This is a genomic window from Nocardioides albertanoniae (assembly GCF_006716315.1).
Taxonomy (GTDB): Bacteria; Actinomycetota; Actinomycetes; order Propionibacteriales; family Nocardioidaceae; genus Nocardioides; species Nocardioides albertanoniae.
Genome location: NZ_VFOV01000001.1, coordinates 1,705,131 through 1,727,734 on the forward strand (window position 1 = coordinate 1,705,131; position 22,604 = coordinate 1,727,734).

23 protein-coding genes and 1 tRNA gene are annotated in these 22,604 nt (G+C 69.9%); 18 read left to right on the top strand and 6 right to left on the bottom strand.

The window, feature by feature from the left end; genetic code table 11:
* The first annotated feature begins 85 nt into the window (after positions 1–85).
* From FB381_RS08135 to FB381_RS08145, 3 genes are all read left to right on the top strand, one after another.
* Positions 86–1,324: an alpha/beta fold hydrolase gene (locus tag FB381_RS08135; protein WP_141779817.1), complete on the top strand. Its 1,239-nt coding sequence runs from the start codon at positions 86–88 to the stop codon at positions 1,322–1,324.
* A gap of 56 nt (positions 1,325–1,380) precedes the next feature.
* Complete coding sequence (locus tag FB381_RS08140) at positions 1,381–1,860, top strand: hypothetical protein (protein WP_141779818.1); 480 nt, start codon at positions 1,381–1,383, stop codon at positions 1,858–1,860.
* 208 nt (positions 1,861–2,068) lie between these two features.
* Entirely contained in the window at positions 2,069–2,725 is a 657-nt protein-coding gene (locus tag FB381_RS08145) for an HAD family hydrolase (RefSeq protein ID WP_141779819.1), read from the top strand.
* A gap of 90 nt (positions 2,726–2,815) precedes the next feature.
* Here FB381_RS08145 and FB381_RS08150 read toward each other — a convergent pair whose 3' ends face one another.
* Positions 2,816–3,691 (bottom strand): SCO6745 family protein, encoded by an 876-nt coding sequence (locus FB381_RS08150; RefSeq protein ID WP_141779820.1) that lies wholly within the window; start codon positions 3,689–3,691, stop codon positions 2,816–2,818.
* A gap of 167 nt (positions 3,692–3,858) precedes the next feature.
* On the opposite strand from FB381_RS08150, the gene FB381_RS08155 reads away from it, so the two are divergent.
* From FB381_RS08155 to FB381_RS08175, 5 genes are all read left to right on the top strand, one after another.
* On the top strand, positions 3,859–5,268 hold the full coding sequence (locus FB381_RS08155; RefSeq protein WP_141779821.1) for a glycine--tRNA ligase: 1,410 nt from the start codon (positions 3,859–3,861) through the stop codon (positions 5,266–5,268).
* Between the two features lie 86 nt (positions 5,269–5,354).
* A complete protein-coding gene (locus FB381_RS08160) occupies positions 5,355–6,050 on the top strand; it encodes a hypothetical protein (RefSeq protein WP_141779822.1) in 696 nt (231 codons plus the stop codon).
* Positions 6,051–6,100: 50 nt separating this feature from the next.
* On the top strand, positions 6,101–7,252 hold the full coding sequence (dusB, locus tag FB381_RS08165; protein ID WP_141779823.1) for a tRNA dihydrouridine synthase DusB: 1,152 nt from the start codon (positions 6,101–6,103) through the stop codon (positions 7,250–7,252).
* Positions 7,253–7,586: 334 nt separating this feature from the next.
* Positions 7,587–8,393, top strand: coding sequence for a VldE C-terminal domain-containing protein (locus tag FB381_RS08170; RefSeq protein ID WP_246088019.1), 807 nt, complete (start codon positions 7,587–7,589; stop codon positions 8,391–8,393).
* A 233-nt stretch (positions 8,394–8,626) separates the two neighbouring features.
* Positions 8,627–9,658, top strand: coding sequence for a VldE C-terminal domain-containing protein (locus tag FB381_RS08175; protein ID WP_141779825.1), 1,032 nt, complete (start codon positions 8,627–8,629; stop codon positions 9,656–9,658).
* Between the two features lie 157 nt (positions 9,659–9,815).
* Here the strand turns inward: FB381_RS08175 and FB381_RS08180 are convergent, their stop codons facing one another.
* The gene (locus FB381_RS08180; protein WP_141779826.1) at positions 9,816–10,661 is read right to left on the bottom strand and encodes an SDR family oxidoreductase; all 846 of its coding nucleotides are present in this window, start codon (positions 10,659–10,661) and stop codon (positions 9,816–9,818) included.
* Positions 10,662–10,742: 81 nt separating this feature from the next.
* On the opposite strand from FB381_RS08180, the gene FB381_RS08185 reads away from it, so the two are divergent.
* The 6 genes from FB381_RS08185 to FB381_RS08210 all read left to right on the top strand — a co-directional run bounded on the left by FB381_RS08185 (position 10,743) and on the right by FB381_RS08210 (position 15,441).
* Positions 10,743–11,204, top strand: a complete 462-nt coding sequence (locus FB381_RS08185) for an Rrf2 family transcriptional regulator (protein ID WP_141779827.1) — start codon at positions 10,743–10,745, stop codon at positions 11,202–11,204.
* Between the two features lie 47 nt (positions 11,205–11,251).
* Positions 11,252–12,496 carry a deoxyguanosinetriphosphate triphosphohydrolase gene (locus FB381_RS08190; protein ID WP_141779828.1) on the top strand — a complete coding sequence of 415 codons (1,245 nt, stop codon included), beginning with the start codon at positions 11,252–11,254 and terminating at the stop codon, positions 12,494–12,496.
* A 37-nt stretch (positions 12,497–12,533) separates the two neighbouring features.
* Positions 12,534–13,085, top strand: a complete 552-nt coding sequence (locus FB381_RS08195) for a TetR/AcrR family transcriptional regulator (protein ID WP_141779829.1) — start codon at positions 12,534–12,536, stop codon at positions 13,083–13,085.
* A gap of 93 nt (positions 13,086–13,178) precedes the next feature.
* Entirely contained in the window at positions 13,179–13,661 is a 483-nt protein-coding gene (locus FB381_RS08200) for a hypothetical protein (protein ID WP_141779830.1), read from the top strand.
* Positions 13,658–14,764: a serine hydrolase domain-containing protein gene (locus tag FB381_RS08205; protein ID WP_141779831.1), complete on the top strand. Its 1,107-nt coding sequence runs from the start codon at positions 13,658–13,660 to the stop codon at positions 14,762–14,764. Before FB381_RS08200 ends, FB381_RS08205 begins: the two co-directional genes overlap by 4 nt.
* A gap of 41 nt (positions 14,765–14,805) precedes the next feature.
* The gene (locus tag FB381_RS08210; RefSeq protein WP_141779832.1) at positions 14,806–15,441 is read left to right on the top strand and encodes a maleylpyruvate isomerase family mycothiol-dependent enzyme; all 636 of its coding nucleotides are present in this window, start codon (positions 14,806–14,808) and stop codon (positions 15,439–15,441) included.
* Positions 15,442–15,466: 25 nt separating this feature from the next.
* Here the strand turns inward: FB381_RS08210 and FB381_RS08215 are convergent, their stop codons facing one another.
* Entirely contained in the window at positions 15,467–16,411 is a 945-nt protein-coding gene (locus FB381_RS08215; protein WP_141779833.1) for an endonuclease/exonuclease/phosphatase family protein, read from the bottom strand.
* 111 nt (positions 16,412–16,522) lie between these two features.
* Here FB381_RS08215 and FB381_RS08220 point away from each other — a divergent pair, with 111 nt between their 5' ends.
* The 4 genes from FB381_RS08220 to FB381_RS08235 all read left to right on the top strand — a co-directional run bounded on the left by FB381_RS08220 (position 16,523) and on the right by FB381_RS08235 (position 20,323).
* Positions 16,523–17,455, top strand: a complete 933-nt coding sequence (locus FB381_RS08220; protein ID WP_141779834.1) for a 2-hydroxyacid dehydrogenase — start codon at positions 16,523–16,525, stop codon at positions 17,453–17,455.
* A gap of 1 nt (position 17,456) precedes the next feature.
* The gene (locus tag FB381_RS08225) at positions 17,457–18,278 is read left to right on the top strand and encodes a carbon-nitrogen hydrolase family protein (RefSeq protein WP_141779835.1); all 822 of its coding nucleotides are present in this window, start codon (positions 17,457–17,459) and stop codon (positions 18,276–18,278) included.
* Positions 18,279–18,288: 10 nt separating this feature from the next.
* A complete protein-coding gene (dnaG, locus tag FB381_RS08230) occupies positions 18,289–20,172 on the top strand; it encodes a DNA primase (protein WP_141779836.1) in 1,884 nt (627 codons plus the stop codon).
* A gap of 78 nt (positions 20,173–20,250) precedes the next feature.
* Positions 20,251–20,323: transfer RNA gene (locus FB381_RS08235), tRNA-Asn, on the top strand.
* Between the two features lie 126 nt (positions 20,324–20,449).
* Here the strand turns inward: FB381_RS08235 and FB381_RS08240 are convergent.
* From FB381_RS08240 to FB381_RS08250, 3 genes are read right to left on the bottom strand one after another with little or no spacing between them, the layout of a single operon-like run.
* A complete protein-coding gene (locus FB381_RS08240; RefSeq protein ID WP_141779837.1) occupies positions 20,450–21,283 on the bottom strand; it encodes an alpha/beta fold hydrolase in 834 nt (277 codons plus the stop codon).
* A gap of 27 nt (positions 21,284–21,310) precedes the next feature.
* The gene (locus FB381_RS08245; RefSeq protein ID WP_141779838.1) at positions 21,311–21,733 is read right to left on the bottom strand and encodes a DoxX family protein; all 423 of its coding nucleotides are present in this window, start codon (positions 21,731–21,733) and stop codon (positions 21,311–21,313) included.
* Between the two features lie 33 nt (positions 21,734–21,766).
* Positions 21,767–22,600 carry an ABC transporter permease gene (locus FB381_RS08250; RefSeq protein WP_211352362.1) on the bottom strand — a complete coding sequence of 278 codons (834 nt, stop codon included), beginning with the start codon at positions 22,598–22,600 and terminating at the stop codon, positions 21,767–21,769.
* Positions 22,601–22,604: the final 4 nt, after the last annotated feature.

A 22,604-nucleotide genomic window follows, 5' to 3' on the forward strand; every position in this document is an offset into this window, starting at 1 on the left:
GTTCAACTGAACGGCGTTCAGGTTAGGTGGGTCCAGCCTGCTTGGCAACAGAGGTGTCCAGCTGCACGCGGCTACGATCGGTCGCGTGCGCATCGAGACGATCCCTGGCCTGGTGTTGATCGAGCACGAGATCGAGGTGCCGCTCGACCATCTCGGCGGCGGGGGAGAGACGCTGACCGTCTTCGCCCGCGAGGTGCGCCGCCCGGGTGATCGCGACGACCGCGACGCGCTGCTCTTCCTGCAGGGCGGCCCGGGCGGCGAGGGCCCGCGTCCGGTCAACGTGCCGATGGTGCCGGGGTGGCTGGAGCGGGCACTTCAGGACTACCGGGTGATCCTCCTCGACCAGCGAGGGACCGGGCGCTCGACGCCGCTCACCGCGATGACCCAGATGAGCCCGGCCGAGCAGGCCGACCACCTGGCTCACTTCCGCGCCGACTCGATCGTCGAGGACGCCGAGCTGCTCCGTGCCCATCTGGGCATCTCACGCTGGTCGCTGCTGGGGCAGTCGTTCGGCGGATTCTGCTCGCTGCGCTACCTCTCGACCCATCCCGAGTCGCTGCGCGAGGTGCTGTTCACCGGGGGAGTGCCGGCGGTCGGCGTGCCTCTCGACGAGGTCTACGCCGCCACCTTCGCCCGCACGATCGAGCTCACCGAGCGCCACTACGCCCGCTTCCCGGGCGACCGCGACCGGATGCGCGCCCTGGTCGAGCGTTGCGACGCCAGCGAGATCCGGCTCCCGCACGGCGGTCTCCTCTCCGCCGCTCAGGCGCGCTCCATCGGCATCCGCCTGGGCATGACCGGCGGCTCCGAGCAGATCCACCACCTCCTCGAGCGCGACCCGGCCGGCCTTGGTTTCGGGCACGAGGTCGCGGCCCTGCTGCCCTTCAGCGGACACGCCCCGCTCTACGCGCTCGTGCACGAGGCCTGCTACGCCGATGGGCAGGCGACGCGGTGGGCCTCCGCGCGGGTCCGGCCCGCGGCGTACGAGGATCCGACGCTGTTCACCGCCGAGCACCTCTTCCCGTGGCACTTCACCGAAGACCCGCTGCTCGCTCCCTTCGCCGACGCCGCGGACCTGCTCGCCGAGCGCGAGTGGCCGAGCCTCTACGACCCGGCCGCGCTGGCCACCGTCGACGTCCCGTGCGCCGCGGCGGTCTACTACGACGACCCCTACGTCCTGCGCGAGCACTCGCTCGCCACCGCCGGCCTGGTGCCCACCCTGCGCCCGTGGATCACCAACGCGCACCTCCACAACGGCCTCAACGTCGCGCCCGACGAGGTGCTCGGGCGCCTCATCGGCATGGTCCGCGGACGCCTCGATTGACCAACGAGACACCAACACCTGGCGCCACAGCCACCGCGCTCCGGCATCCTGTGCGCATGAGCCTGCCCGTGATCGCCTTCCGCACTGCCTCCTTCGCTCTCGCAGCGGTGATCGCCTGGCTCGCCTACCCGGTGCTCACGGCCCTGGTCTACATCGGACTCCTGCTCGTCTCCGCGACCGGCGACACGGGTCCCGGTGGCCCGCTCGCCGGGCCCGTCCTCATCCTTCTCGGGGCCGTCGCCGGCATCGTCTGCGTTGCCGTCGCCGTGCCTGCGGCGATCGCTGCCCGAGCCGTGGGCGGCCCCAAGGGCGTCGTCGCGGGCGCGGCCGTGCTGATCTTCCTCTCCGGAGGCTCGACCGGTCTGGCCTGGCTGCTGTTCGACCTCGCCGGAAACCCTCTCACCGCAGCCGCCATCCTCCTGGCCGCCGCCACCCCCGCCGCCCTCGTCCTCGCCCTCTCCGATGTCGTCGTCGGCCTCGTCACCCGACTGCCCGGCCGGGCTCGGGCCGCTTCTGGCCGCGCCGCTGAGGTCTGAGCCGAGGAGGAGACCCGGCCGACCTCGGGCTGGGGCGCGGCGCCTGCTGCCGCCCGCGCTGAAGTCGTGCGGGTCGGGTAACCGCTGGATCGCCCGCCAGCTCTGGATGCAACAACCGCGCACATGTGGGGAAGGTGCCAGCTGACGCCGCGTACGGGGAACCAGAATCGGGCAGGTGCGCGGTGGTGGCGGCAATAGAGTGTCGGTCGTGCTGCGCGCGATCATCTTCGACCTCGACGACACGTTGGTGGACCAGGCGGGGGCGGCGCGGGTAGCCGTGACCGGATGGGCGGCCGAGCACGGCGTCACGGGGGACGTCGAAGCACGCTGGGATGCGATCTCGGGCCGGCACTACGAGCGCTACCAGCGTCGCGAGATCAGCTTCCACGAGCAGCGGCGGGAGCGGACCCGTGACTTCCTCGGCACCGAGCTCGACGATGCGGAGGCGGATGCGCTCTTCGCCGGATATCTGAAGAGGTACGAGGCGCAGTGGGTCGCCTTCGACGATGCCGTCCCCACGCTGCGCAGGGTCCATGAGGCCGGACTCCGGGCGGTCGTCCTCACCAACGGCGAGGATGCCCACCAGCGCCTCAAGCTCGATCTGACCGGCCTTGCCGCGGAGGTCGATCTGCTCGTGTCGACCTCGACCCTTCCGGCGAGCAAGCCAGACCCGCGGGCCTACCGGCTCACCTGCGAGCGGGCCGGCGTCGCCCCCGCGGAGGCGCTGATGGTCGGCAACAGCCTGGCCCACGACGTGCTCGGTGCGATCGACGCTGGCCTCGACGCCGTCCTCGTCGACCGTCACGACGCCCATCCCGATGCGCACGTACGCCGGGTCGCATCCCTCGACGCCCTGGTCTGGTGACCGACGCGCACACAGTCGTTACTGATGTGACGAACGAGGCGCCTCAAACCTCACTTCAGTAACGACTGTGTGCACCGAAGGCGCTGGACCTCACTGGTCTCGGTCGAGGTCGTCGAGGTTCAGCCCCATCGGTGACTGGCCGGGGATCTCCCCGGAGGCGACGACTGCCTTGGTCAGCGGGAGCAGCAGGGTGATGAGGTCGTCGACCTCGGCCGGCTGCAGCGCTTCGTACGCCGTGGCGGCGAGCGCATCGGTCGTCGACTCGATCCCGACCTGGGTCTCCCGGCCCGCGTCGGTGAGTGAGTCGCCGTCGGGGGTGACGAGCCCGCGGGAGCGCAGCCCCGAGACGAGGGAGGACCATTCGCTCTCGTGGATGTTGCGGGTGGTGGCGTAGACCGACGGCGAGGTGCCGTTGGCGAGGGCGTGGAAGACGTGCGACTCGCGGCCGCCGATCCCGGCGGCGACCAGGGTGGCGACGTGACCGTCGCCGCGGTGCTCGCGCAGCAGCGTCGCCGCGTCCCAGAGGAGACTCACGGGGTCGTCGGCGAGGGGGAGCGAGCGCAGGGCGGCGTACAGGGGGCGTCCCTCCATGGGAGCGCCGAGAGCGGCCCGGGAGGCGAGGGCGGCTGTCCGGGCCAGGTCGTCGGAGTCGGCGAGCGGTCCGAGCTGACGCCGGAGCGCGGCGACGGCACCGGTGCGGCGGGCCTCGTGGGCAGCCTCCGGCGGCGCGAATCCCCAGGCGTCGGGAAGCGCCCGGGAGACATGTGACAGAGCGAAGTTGTAGAACGCCGCGTGGACGACCTCGGGAGGAACAGCGCCCAGCGGGGCAGACCGCGCGGCGAAGTAGCCCATCCAGTAGCCGCGATAGCCCGCGTCCTTGAGCAGGCCGATCGGCTCGGGGGAGAAGTAGCCCACCGCATGGATCGGCTCGAGCAGCTTCCACAGGCGACGCGCGTTGGGCTCCATGCCGAACGACGGTATCGGCACCTACCTCAGGCGCCCAACGATTTGGCCTGGCGAATTGGCCCCGCGGGCGGCGTACATAACAAGATGACACCGTGGATACGATTTGAGTGTCCCCATCCCGATGCCCGGCAGCCGGCCGGGCTCGAACCGAGCAGAGAGCAATCATCGTGGCAAAGCCGCCAGCATCGACCCTTGACCTCGTCGTCTCCCTCGCCAAGCGGCGCGGGTTCGTCTACCCCAGCGGCGAGATCTACGGCGGCACCCGGAGCGCCTGGGACTACGGCCCGCTCGGTGTCGAGCTCAAGGAGAACATCAAGCGTCAGTGGTGGCGGGCGATGGTGCAGCAGCGCGACGACGTCGTCGGCCTCGACTCCGCGGTGATCCTGCCGCGCAAGACCTGGGAGGCCTCCGGTCACGTCGAGACATTCACCGACCCGCTGACCGAGTGCCAGTCGTGCCACAAGCGCTTCCGTGCCGACCACCTGCAGGAGGCCGTGGCCGAGAAGGCGGAGAAGAAGGGCGAGGTCGTCAACCCCGACGACGTGCCCTTCGACCAGATCGCCTGCCCCAACTGCGGCACCCGCGGCGCATGGACCGAGCCGCGCAAGTTCTCCGGCCTGCTCAAGACCTACCTCGGTGTCATCGAGGACGAGTCGGGTCTCCACTACCTGCGTCCGGAGACCGCGCAGGGCATCTTCCTCAACTTCGCCAACGTGGTCACGAGCCAGCGGATGAAGCCGCCGTTCGGCATCGCCCAGATCGGCAAGAGCTTCCGCAACGAGATCACGCCGGGCAACTTCATCTTCCGCACCCGCGAGTTCGAGCAGATGGAGATGGAGTTCTTCGTCAAGCCGGGTGAGGACGAGGAGTGGCACCAGCACTGGATCGACGCCCGGATGGCCTGGTACACCGACCTCGGTATCAACCCTGACAACCTGCGTCTCTACGAGCACGCTCAGGAGAAGCTGAGCCACTACTCCAAGCGCACCGTCGACATCGAGTACAAGTTCAACTTCGCCGGCAGCGAGTGGGGCGAGCTCGAGGGCGTCGCCAACCGCACCGACTACGACCTCGGCACCCACATGAAGCACTCGGGCCAGGACCTGCAGTACTTCGACCAGGCCGCCAACGAGCGCTACCTGCCCTACGTCATCGAGCCGGCGGCCGGTCTGTCACGCTCGGTGATGACCTTCCTCGTCGACGCGTACGCCGAGGAGGAGGCGCCCAACGCCAAGGGCGGTGTCGACAAGCGGGTCGTGCTCCGGCTCGACCACCGCCTCGCCCCGGTCAAGGTGGCCGTGCTGCCGCTCAGCCGCAACGAGGCGCTCAGCCCGAAGGCGAAGGCCCTCTCGGCCGAGCTGCGCCGCAACTGGGCCGTCGACTTCGACGACTCCCAGTCGATCGGCAAGCGCTACCGCCGCCAGGACGAGATCGGCACGCCCTACTGCGTCACCGTCGACTTCGACACCCTCGAGGACAACGCGGTCACCATCCGCGAGCGCGACACCATGAAGCAGGAGCGCATCCCGCTCGAGGGTGTGACGAAGTACTTCGCCGAGCGTCTCATCGGCGCCTGAGCGCGACCGCTCACGGCGAGCACCGTTATCGCGTGCGTAAGCACCTCCTGCCGCACTCCCCGAGGGGAGTGCGGCAGGATGTCCCCATGCTGAGAGCGGGCTCCCTTGTCACCGCATCCGTCACGGGTGCGGTCCTTGCCATTTCGCTGACGGGCTGCAGCGGCACTGCCCCGCGGTCCAGCGCGCCCGAAGGATCCGCGTCACCTTCCGCCTCGGCGTCCGCCTCCGGCTCCGCGTCCGGCACGGCCGACGCCGAACCGACCTCGGGGGCGACGACCGAGCCGGGCGCCGATCGCAACGTCGGAGAGACGGCGACGGTCGAATGGTCGCCCAAGTCGGGCGTCGACGGCGAGATCTCGATCACGCTCAAGAAGCTCGAGTCGACCTCCTACAAGCAGACCTTCTCCGGCTGGAAGCTCGACGAGGCGGCCCAGTCCCGCGCTCCCTACTTCGTGCGCGTCACCGTGAAGAACGAGGGCGAGACCGACCTCGGTGGCTATGACGTCCCGTTGTGGGGTCTCGACGGCGAGGGCAACCTCGTCGAGGCGGCCGCGTTCAAGGAGCCGTTCAAGCCCTGCAGCGCCAAGACGCTTCCGCAGAAGTTCGGCGCCGGTGCCAGCGTCGACGCCTGCCTGGTGATGCTGGTGCCCGACCAGGGCAAGCTGGTGGGCGTGAGCTTCCGCCCGTTCGAGGAGTTCGACCCGATCACCTGGGAGGGCGAGCCGACGCCGTACGCGGCGCCGAAGCCGTCGAAGTCGGCGTCGGGATCGCCGACTCCCTAGATACATCCATAGATTTCGTACGCATCGGGTTTGGCCGGACAATGGAAGGCATGTCCCTTCCCGCCTCGCCTATCTCCGGGGGCCTCCAGCTCGGCAGCCTGAGCGTCGAGACTCCGGTGGTGCTCGCGCCGATGGCCGGCGTCACCAATGCCGCCTTCCGGCGCCTGTGCGCCGAGCAGGGCGCGGGCCTCTACGTCTGCGAGATGATCACCTCCCGCGGCCTGGTCGAGGGTGACGAGCACACCAAGGACATGCTCCGGTTCGACGACGCCGAGACCGTACGCAGCGTGCAGCTCTACGGCACCGACCCGGTCTACGTCGGCAAGGCCACCGAGATCCTCTGCGCCGACTACGGCGTCGCCCACGTCGACCTCAACTTCGGCTGCCCGGTGCCGAAGGTGACCCGCAAGGGCGGTGGGGGAGCCCTGCCCTACAAGCGCGGGCTGCTCGGCGAGATCCTCGAGCACGCCGTGCGCGCGGCCGCGCCCTATGACGTGCCGGTGACGATGAAGACCCGCAAGGGCATCGACGACGACCACATGACCTACATGGACGCCGGCCGCATCGCCCAGGAGAGCGGCGCCGCGGCGATCGCGCTCCACGGGCGTACGGTCGCCCAGGCCTACTCCGGCACGGCCGACTGGGACGCGATCGCCGAGCTGAAGGCCTCTGTCGACATCCCGGTGCTCGGCAACGGCGACATCTGGGAGGCCGCCGACGCCATCCGGATGGTCGAGGAGACCGGCGTCGACGGCGTCGTCATCGGCCGCGGCTGCCTGGGTCGTCCCTGGCTCTTCCGTGATCTGGCGGCCGCTTTCGCGGGTGACAAGGTCAACGTTCTCCCCACACTCGGCGAAGTGACGGACATCATGCGACGCCATGCCGAGCTGCTCTGCGAGCACATGGGGGAGGAGCGCGGCTGCAAGGAGATCCGCAAGCACATCGCGTGGTATCTCAAGGGGTTCGGTGCCGGTGGCGAGCTGCGTCGCACCCTGGGCCTCGTGAACAGCCTCGAAGATCTCGACGAGATGCTCTCGAGGCTCGACCGGAACGAGCCTTTTCCCTCGTCACAGCTGGGTTCTCCGCGTGGGAGACAGGGTGCACCCAGGCACAAGGTCGCCCTCCCCGAGGGGTGGCTCGACGACGCCGACGGGCGCGGGTGCGGGTTCTCGGAGAACGTCGCGGAGACCTCCGGCGGCTGAGGCTCACCGGCCTCGCGGCGAGGGTTCGACGGCCGCTACACCATGCCCTTTGGGGCGCGCAAAGTCAGTCGATCGACAGAAACAAAACAACGCAAAAACCGCGTAGAGGGATTGGAATACCCCTTGGCGTGTGTGCTGTACTCGATCTTCGTGCCCGGCCTTCCCCGATGGGTTTCACCAGCTGTAACTCATCGAGATGTGCGGGCACTGACCATGTCATCGAGCAAAGGAACTGCGTGTGGTCGGCAGCCACAGAGGCGACACTCGGGCCGTCCGTAAGACCAAATCCATAGTTGTCTCCGCAGGCGTCGCGGTCCTTGCGACCGGAGCCGCGGTGGGCGCCGGAGCCGCATTCGCGGAGCCGACCCTGATCGCAGACAAGGCCGGGGCGTCGATCGCCTCGTCCAGCAAGGCCGACGTGCCGAGCACGCGCGACGATGCACGAGTGGCGGGCGACCGCCGCGAGACGGTCGTCAGCCGTAGCGGCGGCGACCGTGAGTCCGTCTCCTCCGTCGAGACCCTGACCAAGGGGCCCGAGCAGGTCGAGACCGGCACGGGCAAGGCCGTCAAGCGGTGGACCGAAGAGACCCTCAACCTCTGGTCCGCCTTCGGCAAGCACGCCGCCCAGGCCGGGGAGATCGAGGCGGGCGAGCTCGTCTACGCCACCGGACGCACCGAGTCCGGTCGCGACGAGATCCTCGTCGACGGCGAGGTCTCGTGGGTGACCAGCGGTCACCTCGTCGACGAGAAGCCCGAGGCCACCGGTGCCGCCGCCGGGGTGAGCACCGCCGCGTGCGGCGACTCCTCGGTGGAGAGCGGCCTCGTGCCCGACGCGGTCAACGTCTACCGCGCGGTCTGCAACGCGTTCCCCGAGGTCGCCTCCATGACCGTCGGTGGCTGGGACGCCCACGGTGAGCACACCTCGGGCAAGGCGCTCGACTTCATGCTCTCCGACAAGGCGCTCGGCGACTCGATCGCCGCGTTCCTGCAGCAGCATGCCGCAGAGCTCAACCTCTACGACATCATCTACTACCAGCGGATCTGGACCCCTGTGCGTGCTTCGGAGGGCTGGCGTGCCATGGAGGACCGTGGGTCCGCCACCGCCAACCACTACGACCACGTGCACGTGTCGACCAACTGACACGCGACGATCCACACGAGGTTCGGCCCGGGCTCATCGAGCCCGGGCCGAGCTGTGTCCGGGCCCGGCCGGCTGATCAACAAGTTGGCAAAAGTCTCCAGACGTACGTGGGATACCCCCGTAGGTGTGTGCTTGACTCGGTCGCCGTGCCCGGGTCCACGCCCAGCTCCATCGGGAGTGGCGAAGGGTGTTCTCGGGCGACACCCCCACATTGTCGAGCGAAGGATTGCGCAGTGGCCACCAGCCACAGAGGCGATTATCGAGCCGTCCGCAGGACCAAGCAGGTCGTGGCGACCGCAGGCATCGTGACGTTCGCGACCAGTGGTGCGATCGCCACCGGAGCCGCCGCTGCCAACCCTGGCGTCGTGATCGCCGAGGTGGAGCACCGCTCCGGGCTGCGACTGCCGTCGGTGCCCGATCCCGGGCGCGAGACCGACGTGAAGAGCGCGACGAAGCTGCCGCCGCTGCCGACCACCCGGGAGGACACCCGGGTGTCGAAGGATCGCCGCGACGTCTCCGATCGGGGCCCCGTGGTCAGCCGCGGCGGCGATCGCGAGTCGACGGCGTCGAAGCATGCGAAGAGCGACGTGGCGACCATCGAGTCGCTGATCCAGCGGCCCTCCTCGGTCGCCGGTGGCGCCCAGGAGGCCGTGCTGCGCTACCTCCAGGACGACGTCACGGTCTACGCCGCCTCCGGGAAGCGTGCCAAGGAGCTCGGCACGCTCGAGCTCGGTCGCGCGGTCTACTACACCGGTCGCGACGAGAGCAGCCGCCAGGAGATCGTGCTGGAGGGCAGCCCGGTGTGGATCGCCGACGGCTACCTCGGCAAGACGAAGCCCGAGCCGAAGCCCGAGCCCGCCCCCACGCCATCACCCTCGCCGTCGGGCGACGCCCCGGCCGGGCTCGACTTCTCCGCGTGCGGCGACTCCTCGGTCGAGAGCGGCCTCGTGCCGGACGCCGTCAATCTCTACCGCGCGGTCTGCAACGCCTTCCCGGCGGTCGCCTCCGGCACCACCTACGGCTACGACCCCCATGGTGAGCACATCAGCGGCGAGGCCCTCGACTTCATGACCGATGACAAGGATCTCGGCGACGCGATCGCCGCCTTCGTGCAGGAGCACGCCGCCGCCCTGAACATCTACGACATCATCTGGTATCAGCAGATCTGGACCCCCGTACGCTCCAGCGAGGGCTGGCGCCCGATGGAGGACCGCGGCGACCCCACCGCCAACCACTACGACCACGTCCACGTAGCCGTCAACTGACCCGCCGAGTCGGCGCGTCTGTCCCGTGCCGAAGGGCCGAGTCGGCGCGTCTGTCCCAGAAATTGCGCCCGAGTCGGCGCGTCTGCCCCAACCGCTTGGGGCAGACGCGCCGACTCGAGCTGTTTTTCTGGGACATTCGCGCCGACTCGACGTGGGGCTAGCCGACCAGCGCGCTCAGCGGCGTCGCCGGACGTCCGCCGACCTGCTCGACGACGTCGGTGACGGTGGCGAGCTTGCCCAGGCGGGTGGCGGCGCCGAACGAGGTGAGCAGCGGGGCGAAGGCCTCCGGCAGCCCGGCGGCGACGAGGCCGGCGGTGTAGGCGTCGTCGCCGACCTGGACGACCTCGACCGGCGTGCCGGACCGCTCGCCGGCCAGCGCGGCCAGGTCGGCCGCGGTGTAGGCGTGCGGGCCGGTGACGTCGTACGCCTTGCCCTCATGTCCCTCGCTGGTCAGCACGCCGACGGCGACAGCCGCGCAGTCGGCTCGGGTGACGTACGCGGCGCCGCCGTCGCCGAGGTTGGTGACCAGCTGTCCGCTCGTCGCGGCCTGGGTGACGGTGTCGACCTGCATGTCGGCGTAGAGGTTGTTGCGCAGCATCGTCCAGGCCAGCCCGCTCTCGCGCAGCGCCTCCTCGGTGGCGGCGTGGTCGGGCACGACGCCGGCGGGGTTGTCGGCGGTCGGCTCGGGCACCGAGGTGTAGGCGATGTGGCGTACGCCCGCCTTGGCGGCGGCCGCGATGGCAGCGCGGTGCCCCTCGACCCGGGCGCCCACGACGTCGGTCGAGATGAGCAGCACCCGGTCGACGCCCGCGAAGGCGCCGGCGAGCTCGGCCGATCGGCCGAAGTCGGCCGCGCGCACGTCGGCGCCTCGCTCGGCAAGGTCGGCGAGCTTGGCGGGGTCGCGGGTGAGGAGCACGACCTCGGCAGGGTCGAGCACGTCGAGGAGCTGGTCGGCGACGAGTCGTCCGAGCTGGCCGGAGGCGCCGGTGATGGCGATGGTCATGGAGAGCCTCAATCTGTAGTCGCGGTGATGACGGTTGTTCAAATGTAGCCACCGCGATGGCAATAAGGCAAGATGGGGGTCATGGCCACCCCGACGAACACGCGATTCGCCGTGGCCGTCCATGTGCTGACCTACCTCGCCTCGTGCGCGGCGGCCGGCCGTACGACTCCCGTCGGCTCCGAGGAGCTGGCCGGCAGCACCGCCGTCAACCCGGTCCATGTGCGCAAGGTGCTCGGCCCGTTGCGCGCGGCCGGCCTGGTCAGCTCGTGGCCCGGCGCCCGTGGGGGATGGGAGCTGGCTGCAGACCCGGAGGTCGTCGACCTCGCCCAGGTGTGGCGGGTGCTGCAGGGCGACGACCCGGTGCTCGGCATCCACGGCCCCAACCCCGCCTGCGCGGTGGGTGCCAACATCCAGGGCGTGCTCACCGATCTCGACCGCCGGGTCGCCCGGGCCGTGCTCGCCGAGCTCGAGGCGATCACGCTCGCCGACGTGCTCGCGAGCGCCGGTTTCCGCGCGGAGGACTACGCGGCGCTGCTTCGCTGAACCGGTGCTCGGCGTTGCTGGGGGTGGTAGCGGCTAGCCTCTCAGTCGTGGATCTCTACAGGCCTGCCGACCGCGAGCGGATCGTCGCCGAGCCGCCCAAGCGAGTCTCTGCGCCGGAGCGTACGCAGTTCGAGCGTGATCGCGCCCGGGTGGTGCATGCTGCCTCGACCCGGCGGCTCGCGGCGAAGACGCAGGTCGTGGGGCCGCAGGCCGACGATTTCGTACGCAACCGGCTGACCCACTCGCTCGAGGTCGCCCAGGTCGCGCGCGACATGTCACGTGCGCTCAACGGGCCGGCCTCGGAGCAGCCCGACATCGCCGAGACCGCCGCGCTCGCCCACGACCTCGGTCACCCGCCGTTCGGTCACAACGGTGAGGACGTGCTGGCCGAGCTCGCTGCGGGGGTCGGCGGGTTCGAGGGCAATGCCCAGACGCTGCGGATCCTGACCCGGCTCGAGGCGAAGACCTTCGACGCCGATGGCGGCTCGGTCGGTCTCAACCTGACGCGGGCGACGCTGGACGCCTGCACGAAATACCCGTGGCGCAACGGCGAGCGGCCCGGCCCGAAGTTCGGCGTCTACGAGGACGACCTGCCCGTCTTCGACTGGCTGCGTGCTCCGGGTGCCGGGCAGCGGCAGTGCGTCGAGGCGCAGATCATGGATCTCGCCGACGACGTCGCCTACTCCGTCCATGACGTCGAGGACGGCATCGTCGCCGGCAAGATCGACCTCGCCACGCTCGACCTCGACGGCGTCGCCGAGACGGTGGCCGACTGGTATGTGCCCGGCTTCGACCGGGCCCGGGCGGAGGCGACCATCGCCGACCTGCGCGCGGCCGGCTGCTGGATCGCGGAGGGCGCGGCCTATGACGGCTCGCGCCGGTCGCAGGCGATGCTCAAGAACCTGACCTCCGACGTCATCGGCCGTTTCTGCGGGGCCGTGAAGGAGGCGACGTACGCCGCCGGCGGCGGCCCCTTCGCCCGCTTCGGCGCCGACCTGGTGGTGCCGGAGCAGACCCGCCTGGAGATCGCGCTGCTGAAGGGCATCGCCGCGCACTACGTGATGAAGTCCGACGACCGGGTGGCGAAGATGGACCATCAGCGCAACGTGCTCAGCGGGCTCGTCGAGCACCTGGCTGCCACCGCTCCGCGCGACCTCGACCGTCAGTTCGCCGACGACTGGCGCGCCGCGGGCGACGACGCGGCGCGGCTCCGGGTCGTGGTCGACCAGGTCGCTTCGCTCACCGACGTCACCGCGCTGGCGTGGCACGAACGGCTCTGCCGGGGCCTATGATCTGGCTCTACAGAAGTAGAGCGAACGGAGAATCGCCATGGGGCGACGCGAGGAGCTGGCCGACGCGGCCATCGCCGCACTGGCGCGCGACGGGATGCGCGGCCTGACCCATCGAGCGGTCGACCGTGAGGCCGGCCTCCCGGAAGGGTCGACGTCCTACTACTTCCGCACGCGTCAGGCGCTGCTCCAGGCGGTGGTGGAGCGAGCGACCGAGGTCGACACCGCGGAGATGGACGTGGCCTCGCTCGAAGACCCGCAGGCCGCGGCCGCCACGATCGCGGGCGTCCTGGAGGCGTGGGTGACCACCGGCCGCGAGCGTCAGGTGGCGCGCTTCGAGCTCGCGCTCGAGTCGACCCGCCGCCCGGAGCTGCGCGCCGCCCTGGTGGCTCGTCAGGAGGTCTTCCGGGGTGCGCTCCATGAGCAGTTCGCGCTGATGGGGGTCGATGATCCGGCCGCGCGGGCGAAGGAGCTGGTCGCCCTGCTCAACGGCCTGCTCTTCGACACGGTTGTCCGCGAGGAGAGTGCCGCCGACGCGGTCGCTGTGATCCGGGCCAACGTTCCCCGGCTGATCGCCGCCGTCACCGCCTGAGGCTCCGCCGCCGGGGGTGACCCCTGAAATCCGTTGGCGTCGTTCCTCTACATCTGTAGAGTGCTCTACAGATGTAGAGACAAGGAGAGATCAATGGGAACGAACAAGAGCACCAGCACCGTGCTGGTGATGCTGACTGGCCTCGCCCTGAGCGTCGCGGCGGTCGCGGTCGTCTACGTCGACCGCGCCACCACGAACGTGCTCGCCGACCACATCCGAGCCGGCTACCCCAGCTACGGCGAGGATCGGATCGGTGAAGGAGTGCGGGTCTACACGACCTATCTGACCGTGCTCGGAGCCATCGGCGTGATCGGCTGGGCAGTGAGCCTCTGGGTCAGCAGGGTGCGGCCCCGGGTCGCTCCGTGGCTGGTGACCACGCTGTTCCTGCTCGGCACCGGTGTGGCGCTGTTCAACCTCACGATCCGCGACACCTCGGGCGAGACCGGGCTGGCGCCGCAGATCGGGTGGGTCGGCATGCTGCCCTCGATCGCAGGTCTCGCGGCCGTCGTGCTGGTCTGGCGCGAGTCGACCCGTGAGCCGACCCGCGAGGCGACCCACGAGGCGGTGGCCCGATGAGCCCGGAAGCGTTGCAGGCCGGTCTCGACCGGGTCCACGGCGCCGGACTGGCCGGCATCGTCGCGGAGGTGCGCGAAGACGGCCACGCCTGGCTGGGAGCCGCCGGTGTCGCCGACACCGACACGCGCCGGCCGATGGACCCGAGGATGCGACTCAGGGTCGGCAGCGTCACCAAGACGTTCACCGCCGCCGCGATCATGCGTCGGTGCGAGGCGGGCGAGATCGACCTCGACAAGCCCGTGGCCCACTACCTGCCGCGCCTGGTGCCGGGCGAGCGCGGCGCCAGGATCACGGTGCGCATGCTGCTGAGCCACACCAGCGGCCTGGCCGACTATCTGCCGACGGCCTACCCCTCCCTGAAAGCGTTCCCGGTCATCGCGGAGACGAGCCCGGCGAGCATGGAGGACCACCAGTTCACCCGGTTCGACCCGATCGAGCTCATCGAGATGGGCGTCTCCGCTCCGCCTGTGGCCGCTCCAGAGGGCCGACCGGGCATCTACTCCAACACCGGATACCTCCTCCTGGGGCAGCTGCTCGAGCTGGTCACCGGCTGCGACGCCGAGCAGCACGTCACCGAGACCCTCATCGAGCCGCTAGGGCTCTCCGGCTCCGAGCTGCCCACGCAGCCGCGGATCGAGGCGCCGCACCCGAAGATGTACGAGCGCTGGTTCGGCATGTACGACCCGCCCCACGACTTCAGCGTCTTCGACATGTCCTGGGTCAGGTCGGCCGCGTCGCTGGTCTCCACGGTCACCGACCTGAACCGGTTCTTCGGCCTGCTCCTGGGCGGCGAGATCGTCTCGCCGTCGTCGCTGGAGCAGATGCGGCGTACGGGGCCGGTGATCGCCTTCGACGGTTCGACGATCGACTACGGTCTCGGCCTGACGCGCACCACGACCCCGGGCCAGGGCACCTTCTGGGGCCACGACGGCACCGCCTGGGGCGCCGGCGCCCTGTTGATGACCAGCGAGGACGGCCGCCGACAGGTCTCGATCGCGCTCAACGAGCAGCGCTGGAACCTTCTCGATGCCGCCGGCATCCCGCAGCCGCACCCGATCGACGCGGCGCTGCAGGCCTTCGTGGGGCTGGCGTTGGGAGAGTAGGCATCCTGAAGCCGGCTGCCGGGCAGAGAAGGAGCACCACCATGAGCACGGATCGCACCGCACTGGCCACGGCCGAGCGGCGAGACCTCGCCGACCTCCTCGAGACGCTGAGCGCGGAGCAGTGGGAGCAGCCCTCGCTCTGCAGCGGGTGGACGGTGCGCGACGTCGTCGCACACATGATGAGCTATGAGGAGATCGGGCTGTCGGAGCTCGCCCGCCGCTACCTGCGGGCCGGGTTCGACATCGGCACGATGAACGCTCGCCGGCTCGAGGAGCTCAGCGCCCGGCACCCCAGCGACCTGGTCGCCTACGTGCGCGCGCACGCGAAGCCGTCCGGCCCGACGGCGCTGGCCGACTCGCGGATCGGCCTGACCGACGGGCTCATCCATCACCAGGACATCCGCCGGGCCCTCGGGCTGCCGCGCGAGGTGCCGGCCGAGCGGTTGGTGCCGGTGCTGGGCTTCGCTCTGATGGCTCCGCCGCTGCCGGCGAGGCGCAACGTACGCGGCCTGCGTCTGGTGGCCTCCGACCTCGACTGGTCCCACGGGGCCGGTGAGGAGGTCACCGGCCCCGGAGAGGCTCTGCTGATGGCGGTCTGCGGTCGCGCCGACGCCCTCTCGGATCTCGCCGGACCGGGCCTGGCGACTCTCGCGAGCAGGTGTGGTTCGCCGGCCTAGGTGACGACCGCGCCCAGGTGGTCGCCTACTCGGCCGACCAGCTGAAACCGACCGCGATCGGGAAGTGGTCGGAGAGCATCTGGCCGTCGGTGTAGCGGAAGTCGGCGTCGAGGTTCTCGTAGCTGGTCGCCTCGAGGCTCACGCCGCCACCGCTGCGGTAGAGGACCTTGTCGACGACCTCGCAGTCGGTGCCGGGGTTGTCCGAGGGGCACCCGAGCGGCGGCTCGCCCTGCTCGGGGGCGTCGCCGCCGCGCGGGATCTGGACCCAGGCGTCGGTGAGGCCGTTGTCGGCGGCGAACTGCGCGATCCGGTCGCCCGGCGTCGTGTAGCGGGTGTTGGTGTCGCCCATGATCAGCACAGGGCGCCCGGCGGAATGCTCCTGAAGATAGGCCGTGACCTGGGCGAGGTTGGAGCGCCGGGCCTCCTCGTCACCGGCCGCGTCGCCGGCGTCGGCGTGCAGGTTGTAGACGTCGAGCCAGACGCCGTCGGCGAGCTGCACCCGGCGGAAGGTGAACCCCTTCGGGGTCAGGCAGTCGGCCTGGTTGAGGTAGCAGTCGTCCCAGGTGACGCGGTCGAGGGCCTCGTACGGCTGGTGCTGGACGCTGTTGAGACCGCTCCCGAACGGCACGCCACCTGAGGTCGGGGTGCGGTGGGCGTGGGTGTCGGTGCGGTAGAGGTAGGCGTGGTAGTTGAAGTCCTCCTGCGCGTTGACGATGTCGAAGTCGCCGATGCGCTCACCGATCGCCAGCGTCGCCTCCTCGCGCGGCGTCGGGGCGCTGGAGAGGAACTCCGGCAGCCCTGCGATGTTGTACGTCAGCGCCCGGAACGTGCCCGCGGCCGCGCCGTCGATCGTGACTGTGTCAGCAGCGGCGTCGGCGGTGGTGCCGGCGGCAGCGGGGGAGAGGCCGGTGGCGGTCAGGGGCAGCGCCGCGACGGCGGCAGCGGCCAGGATGCGCGTGATGAGTCTCAAGGTTGTCTCCGAGTGTGCTCGAGGGGGAGTTCACGGTGCCGTCCAAGCAAACCGGTTCTCGGGGTGCCCTGGGCGGCATTCGGATGAACTCGGCTGAGTAGTCTCGCCAGAGTGAGCGATCCCTTGGTCTGGCTGCCCTTCGATCCCGCCGAGCTCGGCTCGGTTCCTCCCGGTCTCCGCTTCGAGGTCTTCGACTGCAGATACTTCGGCGCCGACGCGGTCGAGGTGCCCGCGTCGGTCGACGAGGTCGCCTTCTACGTGCCGCCCTATCTGCTCGGCTCGCGCATCTTCGACGTCGTCGAGCAGATGTCGTCGCTCCAGGTGGTGCAGCTGCTTACCGCGGGCGTCGACGCTGCCCGCGGTCGCATCCCCGAGGGTGTGACCCTGTGCAACGGGCGTGGCATCCACGACACCTCGACCGCCGAGCTCACCCTCACGCTGATCCTCTCCTCGCTACGCGGCATCCCCGACCACGTACGCCACCAGGACAAGCACACCTGGAAGCAGGCGTGGTTCCCGGCGCTGGCTGACAAGCGGGTGCTGATCGTCGGCCACGGCGCGATCGGCCGCGCGATCGAGCAGCGACTGATCCCGTTCGAGACCGAGGTGATCGGTGTCGCCCGCACGGCCCGCGAGGGCGTGCGCGGCTTCGACGAGCTGCCCGCGCTGGTGCCCGAGGCCGACGTGGTCGTGCTCGCGACGCCGCTGACCGACGAGACGCGTGGCCTGGTCGACCGCGAGTTCCTCGCGCGGATGAAGGACGGCGCGCTGCTGGTCAACATCGCCCGCGGCGGAGTCGTCGACACCGACGCCCTGGTGGCCGAGCTGGCCACCGAGCGCATCTCCGCGGCCCTCGACGTCGTCGAGCCCGAGCCGCTGCCCGCGGAGCACCCGTTGTGGGACGCGCCCAACCTGCTGATCACCCCGCACGTCGGCGGCCCCTCGAGCGCCACCTGGCCGCGCGCCCACCGGATCGTCCGCGAGCAGCTCGAGCGATTCGCCGCCGGGGAGCCGCTGGCGAACGTCATGTCCGGCGACTACTGACATGCCCGCTCGCGCGACGCTCCGGCTCGCGGTCGTCCAGGACACAGCCGTGCCCGGCGATGTGGCGACCAACGTCGAGACGGCCGCGAGCCGGGTCCGTGAGGCGGCGGCGCAAGGCGCCGGCCTGGTCGCGCTGCCCGAGACCTTCACGACCTCGTGGGACCTCGACGCCTTCGACGGCCCGCTTCCCACGCTCGACGACCTCGCCTGGCTGGCCCCGGTGCAGGCCGCCGTCGAGGAGACCGGCGCGGTGCTCGTGCTCAGCTCGCCCCTCGCCTCGGGCGGGCGCCGGACGATCACCAGCCTGGTCATCGCGCCGGGGCGGCAGCCGGTCGCGGCGTACGACAAGCAGCATCTCTACCCGCCCGAGCGCGAGCGTTTCGAACCCGGAGAGCACGGCGCGACGATCGAGGTCGACGGCGTACGGGTGGCGCTGTCGGTCTGCTACGACGCCAACTTCCCCGAGCATGCGGCTGCCGCGGCCGCCGACGGCGCGATCTGCTACCTCAACACCGGTGCCTACTTCCCCGGCGGAGCCCACCGCCGTGACCTGCACTACGCGGCCCGGGCCCTCGACAACTCGATCTACGTCGCCTTCGCCGGTCTCGTCGGCGGGCCGCTCGGCCTGATCGGCGGCTCGGCGGTCTACGACCCGCTCGGCATGCCCGTCCAGCGCCTCGACGACACCAACCCCGGCATGGTGGTCGCCACCATCGATCCGGCCGAGGTGACGCGGGTGCGCGAGGAGCAGCGGATGTGGTCCGACCGCAGGGTGGAGCTGGGACCGCGGCGTACGTTCTCGGTCTCGACCCGCTCACCGTAGGATTCACCCCGTGGCGGGACGCATCAAGGAGACGAGCATCCAGGAGGTGCGTGAGAAGGCGCGCCTCGACGATGTCATCTCCCAGTACGTGACGCTGCGGCGCGCCGGGCCCGGCACCTACAAGGGCCTGTGCCCCTTCCACGACGAGAAGACGCCGTCGTTCAACGTCAACCCCTCGCGCGGGTTCTACAAGTGTTTCGGCTGCGGCGAGGGCGGCGACGTCATCGACTTCGTGATGAAGCTCGACGGGCTGAGCTTCTTCGAGGCGGTCGAGCGGCTCGGCGACAAGGTCGGCGTGCAGGTGCAGCGCGACGAGGGCGACGAGGCGCCCGTACGTCGCGGCCCCTCGCGCGGCAAGCTGGTCGAGGCCCACAAGGTCGCCGCGGAGTTCTACGCCGAGAAGCTGCTGACTCCCGATGCCGTGGTCGCGCGGCAGTTCCTCGACGAGAAGGGCTTCGACCGCGACGCGGCGCTCCACTTCGGTGTCGGCTTCTCACCACGCGGGGGAGAGGACCTCTACCGGCACCTGCGGGCACGAGGCTTCTCCGACGAGGAGGTCGTCACCGCCGGGCTGGTGGCGCACGGGCGCTCCCACTACGACCGGTTCCGCGGGCGGCTGATGTGGCCGATCCGCGAGTCGGGCGGCGACGTGATCGGCTTCGGTGCGCGCCGACTCTTCGACGACGACCGTGTCGAGGCGAAATACCTCAACACCTCCGAGACGCCGATCTACAAGAAGAGCCACGTGCTCTACGGCATCGACCTGGCCCGCAAGGAGATGGCTCGCACCCGCGAGGCAGTCATCGTCGAGGGCTACACCGACGTGATGGCCTGCCACCTCGCCGGGATCACGACGGCGGTGGCCACCTGCGGCACCGCCTTCGGCGACGACCACGCCAAGGTGCTGCGTCGGTTCATCTCCGACGACCAGCAGCTGCGCGGCGCGGTCGTCTTCACCTTCGACGGCGACGCCGCCGGTCAGTCCGCTGCGCTGAAGGCGTTCAAGGGCGACGGCAACTTCACCTCGCAGACCTACGTCGCCGTCGAGCCCGACGGCCTCGACCCCAACGACCTGCGGATCAAGAAGGGCGACGAGGCGGTGCGCGAGCTGCTCGCCAACCGGGTGCCGCTCTATGAGTTCGTGCTGCGCAACATCGCCTCGAAATACGACCTCGACCGTGCCGACGGCCGCATCGACGCCCTGCGTGAGGCCGCCTCGCTGGTCGCCTCCGTGCGCGACGAGTCGAAGAAGATGGGCTTCACCCGCGACCTCGCCCGCTTCATCGGCGTCGACCCCGACGAAGCCGCCAAGGAGGTACGCCGCGCAGCCGGTCGCCCCGCGCCCCAGGCCGCTCCTGCGCGTCGCGAGCCGGCCGCCGCTCCCGAGGCGCCCGCCGCACCACAGCGCCCGCCCATGCCACACCCGCGCGAGCCGCGCTTCGCGGTCGAGCGGGAGACGCTGAAGCTCTTCGTGCAGCACCCGGTCGCCCTGGGCCGCACCACCGGCGAGATCACCCCCGAAGCCTTCACCCACCCGCTCTACCGGGCGCTGTGGGAGACCATCGCCGGCCTCGGCGGGCCGGGCGCCGGCACCGGTGACGCCGGCTGGGCCCAGAAGCTCGGTGCCGCCGCCTCCGACCCCCTCGTCAACCGCATCCTCGCCGAGGTCGCCGTCGAGCCGGTCCCGTCGGCGAAGGAGCCCGACGCGGCGTACGTCCTGCAATATGTCGTACGCCTCCTCGAGCTCCTCGACCAGCGCCGCATCGCCGAGGTGAAGAGCCGCCTGCAGCGCACCGACGCGGCCGCCGACCCCGAGGGCTACCACCGTCTCTTCGCCCAGCTCGCGGCTCTCGAGCAGCACCGGCGCGGCCTCAGGAACCTCGTCGCCGAGTAGGGTCGCGATCTCCCGGGGTGCCGATTTCCGATCGCCGTGGCCGGGTTGCTAAAGTTCCACACGCGCCGCAAGGAGCATTCCCCGATAGCTCAATTGGCAGAGCATTCGGCTGTTAACCGGAGGGTTGTTGGTTCGAGTCCAACTCGGGGAGCAGAAAAAGAGCCTCTGACCTGCAGAAACGCAGGGTCAGAGGCTCTTGTCATTTCGAGCAGCAGCCGCATCGGAGATCTGCTTGCGCGGTGCCTCATCGGTCTTCCCGCAACACCTCGCGGTCCCCTCAGTGTTCGCTGCTGAAGAACCGTAGCAACAGCGGGCCGAGGATCTGTGGGTCGACGACGTGATCCGGCCCCTCGAGGGTCTCCCGTTGAGCGTGGGGCAGTAGGACTGCGAGCTCGTCGGCTGCGCGGTCGAAGAAGTCCGAGGGTAGGCCCGCCATGTAGGGGACCGTGATCGGTCCTCCGGTGGTGACCAGGACCGGTTGGGTGACCGTTGCCAGTCGATCGGCCGGCAACTGGTAGCGGTTGACGAAGATGCTGTCGTGGACCAGCGTGGGCGCGAGGGCGACCGAGTCCGCCCAGTGCGCCGTCTGCTTGCCTGCCGCTTTCCTGGCCGCGATGTTGTCGTCGGAGGCGCCGGTCAGGCGCATGAACAGCTCGAGAACCTCCTCGTGCCGCCCGGCGTCGAAGGCGCGTCGGGTGTCCGCGACGTACTCCTCGAATCGCGGGCGGATGTCGTCTCCGACCGCATAGGGCACCTCCCACACGGCGATCGTGTCGATGGCTGACCCGGCCGCGGCGGCTTCCAGCGCCAGCGCGCCACCAGAGGACGCCCCGAACAGGTGTGCCGAGCCGCCCGCCTCCGCGATCAACGCGTCCAGGTCCTCGATCTCCCTTTCCGTGGCGTAGGGCTCGGTGAAGCCGCTCGTGCCGCGTCCCCGACGGGCATAGTTGTAAACCGTGAAGTGCTCGGCGAGAGCAGGTACCAAGGGAGCGTTCTCGGCTCCGTCGTCTTGTGCGCCGCCTACCAGGACGACGGCCGGGCCGCTTCCCTTCCGGTCGTAGGCGATGGTGGTGCCATCGTTCGATGTCACGCGAAAGGCCATCTCGTTCATCTCACATCTCCGTTCGAGGGGTTTGTCTCAGCGTCTGAGCAGCGTGCCGACGACGGCCTCGGTGCGCGACCACCGCGCCCTTGCGATCACGGCCGCCACGACGAGAAGGGCGAGCGCCAGCCAAGGGCTCTGCTCGAGCACGAACAGATCGGTGATGACAGCACCGGTCAGCAGTGCCGCCAACCCGAGACCCGCCAGGCCCGCCAGAGCCGGGATCAGAAGGCCGACCGCTCCCGCGACCTCCAGCGCTCCGACCAGGTAACGGAGCCGCTGGCCGGCCCCGATGTCGGCGAACATGTCCACCATGACGGGGTCGCCGGCGAGCTTCGAGATTCCGCCGCCGGCGATGATCACCGCCAGCGCGACTTGCAGAATCCAGACCCCGAAGCTGATCGCCCGCCCGGGCGTGTGCGCAACGGTTTCCGAGCTGTTCGTGGGGATGGTGCTCATTCGGCTCTCCTTGTCGTGTCCGGGTAGCGGCATCTACTTCTTGTTGCGGAAGAGGGCCATCGTGATCGGGCCGAAGACCGCGACGAGAAGCACGGACGAGACCAGCACCCAGCCGATCTCACCGGATGGGACCGAGCCGTCCATCAGGCCACGCACCGCGGTCGCCAGGTGGGTGATCGGGTTGACCTCGACGACCGCCTGCAACCACCCGGGCATCGTCTTCGGGTCCACGAAGATGTTGCTCACGAACGTCAGCGGGAACATCACCATCATGCTGACCCCCGCCACCGAGTTCGGCGTGCGCAGGATCAGGCTGAGCATCGTCCACAGCCACGACAGGCAGAACGAGAACTCCAGCAGCAGCACCACCGAGAGCACCACCCCGACGGCGCCACCCTCCGGCCGGAACCCTAGGACCAGGCCGAGCGTGATCACGATCGCCGACCCGATCGAGTAGCGCACCAGATCGCCGAGCAGGGCACCGACCAGCGGGGAGGGTCGCCACACCGGAAGTGACCTGAACCTGTCGAACACCCCCTTCTGGATGTCCGTGTTCAGCGTGATGCCGGTGTTCATTGTGATCATGACGTTCGCCTGCACCAGGATGCCGGGCAGCAGGAACTGCAGGTACTCCTGAGTCGACCCGGCGAGCGCGCCACCGAACAGGTAGGTGAACATCAGCGTGAACATGATCGGGAACATGGTCACGTCGACGAGCTGCTCGGGCACGTGCTTGACCTTCAGCAGAGCGCGCCAGCCGAATGTCAACGAGGTGAGCACCGGACCGGGGCTGGACGGCCGCTCGCCGGCCAGCACACTGCGCAGCGCGTCCTCGGTGACCGGCGCCGACGCCTGTTCTGCGGTCATGGCA